This is a genomic window from Pseudomonas poae (genome assembly GCF_001439785.1).
Classification (GTDB): Bacteria; Pseudomonadota; Gammaproteobacteria; order Pseudomonadales; family Pseudomonadaceae; genus Aquipseudomonas; species Aquipseudomonas poae.
This window is the reverse complement of sequence record NZ_JYLI01000039.1, coordinates 1-5,744: the sequence shown is the minus strand read 5'-3', so window position 1 is coordinate 5,744 and position 5,744 is coordinate 1. Positions and strand designations below refer to the sequence as shown.

The following is a 5,744-nucleotide window of genomic DNA, read 5'->3' as shown; positions in this document are numbered from 1 at the left end:
ATGGGGTTTCGGAATTTAATCTTGACGATGACCTACTCTCACATGGGGAAACCCCACACTACCATCGGCGATGCATCGTTTCACTGCTGAGTTCGGGATGGGATCAGGTGGTTCCAATGCTCTATGGTCGTCAAGAAATTCGGGTACTGAGTCGTGACCAGATGGCCTCGCTTCAGCAAATTGGGTATGTGACAGCTGTCGGTGTTTTGTGAGCGTCGAACTTTCGGTTTATCTCGTCTTCACACACCGCAATCTGGCCTTTCGACGCAAATTGCTTGGGTGTTATATGGTCAAGCCTCACGGGCAATTAGTATTGGTTAGCTCAACGCCTCACAGCGCTTACACACCCAACCTATCAACGTCGTAGTCTTCGACGGCCCTTCAGGGAACTCAAGGTTCCAGTGAGATCTCATCTTGAGGCTAGTTTCCCGCTTAGATGCTTTCAGCGGTTATCTATTCCGAACATAGCTACCCGGCAATGCCACTGGCGTGACAACCGGAACACCAGAGGTTCGTCCACTCCGGTCCTCTCGTACTAGGAGCAGCCCCTCTCAAATCTCAAACGTCCACGGCAGATAGGGACCGAACTGTCTCACGACGTTCTAAACCCAGCTCGCGTACCACTTTAAATGGCGAACAGCCATACCCTTGGGACCGGCTTCAGCCCCAGGATGTGATGAGCCGACATCGAGGTGCCAAACACCGCCGTCGATATGAACTCTTGGGCGGTATCAGCCTGTTATCCCCGGAGTACCTTTTATCCGTTGAGCGATGGCCCTTCCATACAGAACCACCGGATCACTAAGACCTACTTTCGTACCTGCTCGACGTGTCTGTCTCGCAGTCAAGCGCGCTTTTGCCTTTATACTCTACGACCGATTTCCGACCGGTCTGAGCGCACCTTCGTACTCCTCCGTTACTCTTTAGGAGGAGACCGCCCCAGTCAAACTACCCACCATACACTGTCCTCGATCCGGATAACGGACCTGAGTTAGAACCTCAAAGTTGCCAGGGTGGTATTTCAAGGTTGGCTCCACGCAGACTGGCGTCCACGCTTCAAAGCCTCCCACCTATCCTACACAAGCAAATTCAAAGTCCAGTGCAAAGCTATAGTAAAGGTTCACGGGGTCTTTCCGTCTAGCCGCGGATACACTGCATCTTCACAGCGATTTCAATTTCACTGAGTCTCGGGTGGAGACAGCGCCGCCATCGTTACGCCATTCGTGCAGGTCGGAACTTACCCGACAAGGAATTTCGCTACCTTAGGACCGTTATAGTTACGGCCGCCGTTTACCGGGGCTTCGATCAAGAGCTTCGCGTTAGCTAACCCCATCAATTAACCTTCCGGCACCGGGCAGGCGTCACACCCTATACGTCCACTTTCGTGTTTGCAGAGTGCTGTGTTTTTAATAAACAGTCGCAGCGGCCTGGTATCTTCGACCGGCATGAGCTTACGGAGCAAGTCCTTCACCCTCACCGGCGCACCTTCTCCCGAAGTTACGGTGCCATTTTGCCTAGTTCCTTCACCCGAGTTCTCTCAAGCGCCTTGGTATTCTCTACCCAACCACCTGTGTCGGTTTGGGGTACGGTTCCTGGTTACCTGAAGCTTAGAAGCTTTTCTTGGAAGCATGGCATCAACCACTTCGTGTTCTAAAAGAACACTCGTCATCAGCTCTCGGCCTTAAGATCCCGGATTTACCTAAGATCTCAGCCTACCACCTTAAACTTGGACAACCAACGCCAAGCTGGCCTAGCCTTCTCCGTCCCTCCATCGCAATAACCAGAAGTACAGGAATATTAACCTGTTTTCCATCGACTACGCTTTTCAGCCTCGCCTTAGGGACCGACTAACCCTGCGTCGATTAACGTTGCGCAGGAAACCTTGGTCTTTCGGCGTGGGTGTTTTTCACACCCATTGTCGTTACTCATGTCAGCATTCGCACTTCTGATACCTCCAGCAAGCTTCTCAACTCACCTTCACAGGCTTACAGAACGCTCCTCTACCGCATCACTTACGTGATACCCGTAGCTTCGGTGTATGGTTTGAGCCCCGTTACATCTTCCGCGCAGGCCGACTCGACTAGTGAGCTATTACGCTTTCTTTAAAGGGTGGCTGCTTCTAAGCCAACCTCCTAGCTGTCTAAGCCTTCCCACATCGTTTCCCACTTAACCATAACTTTGGGACCTTAGCTGACGGTCTGGGTTGTTTCCCTTTTCACGACGGACGTTAGCACCCGCCGTGTGTCTCCCATGCTCGGCACTTGTAGGTATTCGGAGTTTGCATCGGTTTGGTAAGTCGGGATGACCCCCTAGCCGAAACAGTGCTCTACCCCCTACAGTGATACATGAGGCGCTACCTAAATAGCTTTCGAGGAGAACCAGCTATCTCCGAGCTTGATTAGCCTTTCACTCCGATCCACAGGTCATCCGCTAACTTTTCAACGGTAGTCGGTTCGGTCCTCCAGTTAGTGTTACCCAACCTTCAACCTGCCCATGGATAGATCGCCCGGTTTCGGGTCTATTCCCAGCGACTAGACGCCCTATTAAGACTCGCTTTCGCTACGCCTCCCCTATTCGGTTAAGCTCGCCACTGAAAATAAGTCGCTGACCCATTATACAAAAGGTACGCAGTCACCTAACAAAGTAGGCTCCCACTGCTTGTACGCATACGGTTTCAGGATCTATTTCACTCCCCTCTCCGGGGTTCTTTTCGCCTTTCCCTCACGGTACTAGTTCACTATCGGTCAGTCAGTAGTATTTAGCCTTGGAGGATGGTCCCCCCATATTCAGACAAAGTTTCTCGTGCTCCGTCCTACTCGATTTCATGACTAAGAGATTTTCGCGTACAGGGCTATCACCCACTATGGCCGCACTTTCCAGAGCGTTCCGCTAATCTCAAAGCCACTTAAGGGCTAGTCCCCGTTCGCTCGCCACTACTAAGGGAATCTCGGTTGATTTCTTTTCCTCAGGGTACTTAGATGTTTCAGTTCCCCTGGTTCGCCTCTTACGCCTATGTATTCAGCGTAAGATAACCATCTTATGATGGCTGGGTTCCCCCATTCAGACATCTCCGGATCAAAGTCTGTTTGCCGACTCCCCGAAGCTTTTCGCAGGCTACCACGTCTTTCATCGCCTCTGACTGCCAAGGCATCCACCGTATGCGCTTCTTCACTTGACCATATAACCCCAAGCAATCTGGTTATACTGTGAAGACAACATTCGCCGAAAATTCGAATTTCTCAACTAAGAGAACTCACAAATTTTACCTTAGCCTGATCCGTTACCAGTGAAAGTAACGTTCAGTCTATCTTTCTATCACATACCCAAATTTTTAAAGAACGATCTAATCAAAGACTAGAAATCAACATTCACCATCATCACAATGGAATGCTCATTTCTAAGCTTTCATACAACAGAAGCAGTAGTGGTGGAGCCAAACGGGATCGAACCGTTGACCTCCTGCGTGCAAGGCAGGCGCTCTCCCAGCTGAGCTATGGCCCCGTATTTCTACAGGCGTTTCCCACACAAAATTGGTGGGTCTGGGCAGATTCGAACTGCCGACCTCACCCTTATCAGGGGTGCGCTCTAACCAACTGAGCTACAGACCCAATTTCGGGCTGCTTCTTATCGTCTTCTTCAATGAATCAAGCAATTCGTGTGGGAACTTATGGAGCAGCTGATGTCGTCGATTAAGGAGGTGATCCAGCCGCAGGTTCCCCTACGGCTACCTTGTTACGACTTCACCCCAGTCATGAATCACACCGTGGTAACCGTCCTCCCGAAGGTTAGACTAGCTACTTCTGGTGCAACCCACTCCCATGGTGTGACGGGCGGTGTGTACAAGGCCCGGGAACGTATTCACCGCGACATTCTGATTCGCGATTACTAGCGATTCCGACTTCACGCAGTCGAGTTGCAGACTGCGATCCGGACTACGATCGGTTTTATGGGATTAGCTCCACCTCGCGGCTTGGCAACCCTCTGTACCGACCATTGTAGCACGTGTGTAGCCCAGGCCGTAAGGGCCATGATGACTTGACGTCATCCCCACCTTCCTCCGGTTTGTCACCGGCAGTCTCCTTAGAGTGCCCACCATTACGTGCTGGTAACTAAGGACAAGGGTTGCGCTCGTTACGGGACTTAACCCAACATCTCACGACACGAGCTGACGACAGCCATGCAGCACCTGTCTCAATGTTCCCGAAGGCACCAATCTATCTCTAGAAAGTTCATTGGATGTCAAGGCCTGGTAAGGTTCTTCGCGTTGCTTCGAATTAAACCACATGCTCCACCGCTTGTGCGGGCCCCCGTCAATTCATTTGAGTTTTAACCTTGCGGCCGTACTCCCCAGGCGGTCAACTTAATGCGTTAGCTGCGCCACTAAAAGCTCAAGGCTTCCAACGGCTAGTTGACATCGTTTACGGCGTGGACTACCAGGGTATCTAATCCTGTTTGCTCCCCACGCTTTCGCACCTCAGTGTCAGTATTAGTCCAGGTGGTCGCCTTCGCCACTGGTGTTCCTTCCTATATCTACGCATTTCACCGCTACACAGGAAATTCCACCACCCTCTACCATACTCTAGTCAGTCAGTTTTGAATGCAGTTCCCAGGTTGAGCCCGGGGATTTCACATCCAACTTAACAAACCACCTACGCGCGCTTTACGCCCAGTAATTCCGATTAACGCTTGCACCCTCTGTATTACCGCGGCTGCTGGCACAGAGTTAGCCGGTGCTTATTCTGTCGGTAACGTCAAAACAATCACGTATTAGGTAACTGCCCTTCCTCCCAACTTAAAGTGCTTTACAATCCGAAGACCTTCTTCACACACGCGGCATGGCTGGATCAGGCTTTCGCCCATTGTCCAATATTCCCCACTGCTGCCTCCCGTAGGAGTCTGGACCGTGTCTCAGTTCCAGTGTGACTGATCATCCTCTCAGACCAGTTACGGATCGTCGCCTTGGTGAGCCATTACCCCACCAACTAGCTAATCCGACCTAGGCTCATCTGATAGCGCAAGGCCCGAAGGTCCCCTGCTTTCTCCCGTAGGACGTATGCGGTATTAGCGTCCGTTTCCGAACGTTATCCCCCACTACCAGGCAGATTCCTAGGCATTACTCACCCGTCCGCCGCTCTCAAGAGAAGCAAGCTTCTCTCTACCGCTCGACTTGCATGTGTTAGGCCTGCCGCCAGCGTTCAATCTGAGCCATGATCAAACTCTTCAGTTCAAACATCTTTGGGTTTTTAAGAAACCCTAAACTTGGCTCAGCAATCGTTGGTTATTCTTTGATTTCTCGCGGAGTAACTTGTGATGCTGATAATCTTGTTGACTATCAGTCTGACTCCACAAGCACCCACACGAATTGCTTGATTCAGTTGTTAAAGAGCGGTTGGTTAAGATCTTTCGTCTCAACCGAGGCGCGCATTCTACAGCAGCCTCATTTGCTGTCAAGTGATTATTTTCAGAAGCTTTCGAAGAATTCTTCAACAACTTCAACCACTTGCGCTTCCGATCTCTCGTCAGCGGGAGGCGAATTCTACAGCGTTACACGCTGCTGTCAACACCTCTTTTTCTCCGCTTTCGACCGAGAAGATCGAAACGTTAATAGCGCCAAACAACACCGCACTATCAACTCCTTCTGGGCTTCGATGACCTGAAGCAACCCGCTGTCGAATTCCGCGTAACTACTTGTTTACCAAGGAGTTTTCCGTTTCGACTGCGCCGGAAGTGGGGCGAATTATAGA

The 5,744-nt window shown here is 51.0% G+C and carries 2 tRNA genes and 3 rRNA genes; all 5 read right to left on the bottom strand.

The window, feature by feature from the left end:
• Positions 1 to 19: 19 nt before the first annotated feature.
• A 5S ribosomal RNA gene (gene rrf / locus TU75_RS25935) occupies positions 20 to 135 on the bottom strand.
• Positions 136 to 286: 151 nt separating this feature from the next.
• Positions 287 to 3,178, bottom strand: a 23S ribosomal RNA gene (locus TU75_RS25930).
• Positions 3,179 to 3,425: 247 nt separating this feature from the next.
• Positions 3,426 to 3,501: transfer RNA gene (locus TU75_RS25925), tRNA-Ala, on the bottom strand.
• A gap of 30 nt (positions 3,502 to 3,531) precedes the next feature.
• Positions 3,532 to 3,608 (bottom strand) — tRNA-Ile (locus TU75_RS25920).
• Between the two features lie 82 nt (positions 3,609 to 3,690).
• Positions 3,691 to 5,227: ribosomal RNA gene (locus TU75_RS25915) — 16S ribosomal RNA — on the bottom strand.
• Together the 16S, 23S and 5S rRNA genes with 2 tRNA genes alongside form the textbook arrangement of a ribosomal RNA operon.
• Positions 5,228 to 5,744: the final 517 nt, after the last annotated feature.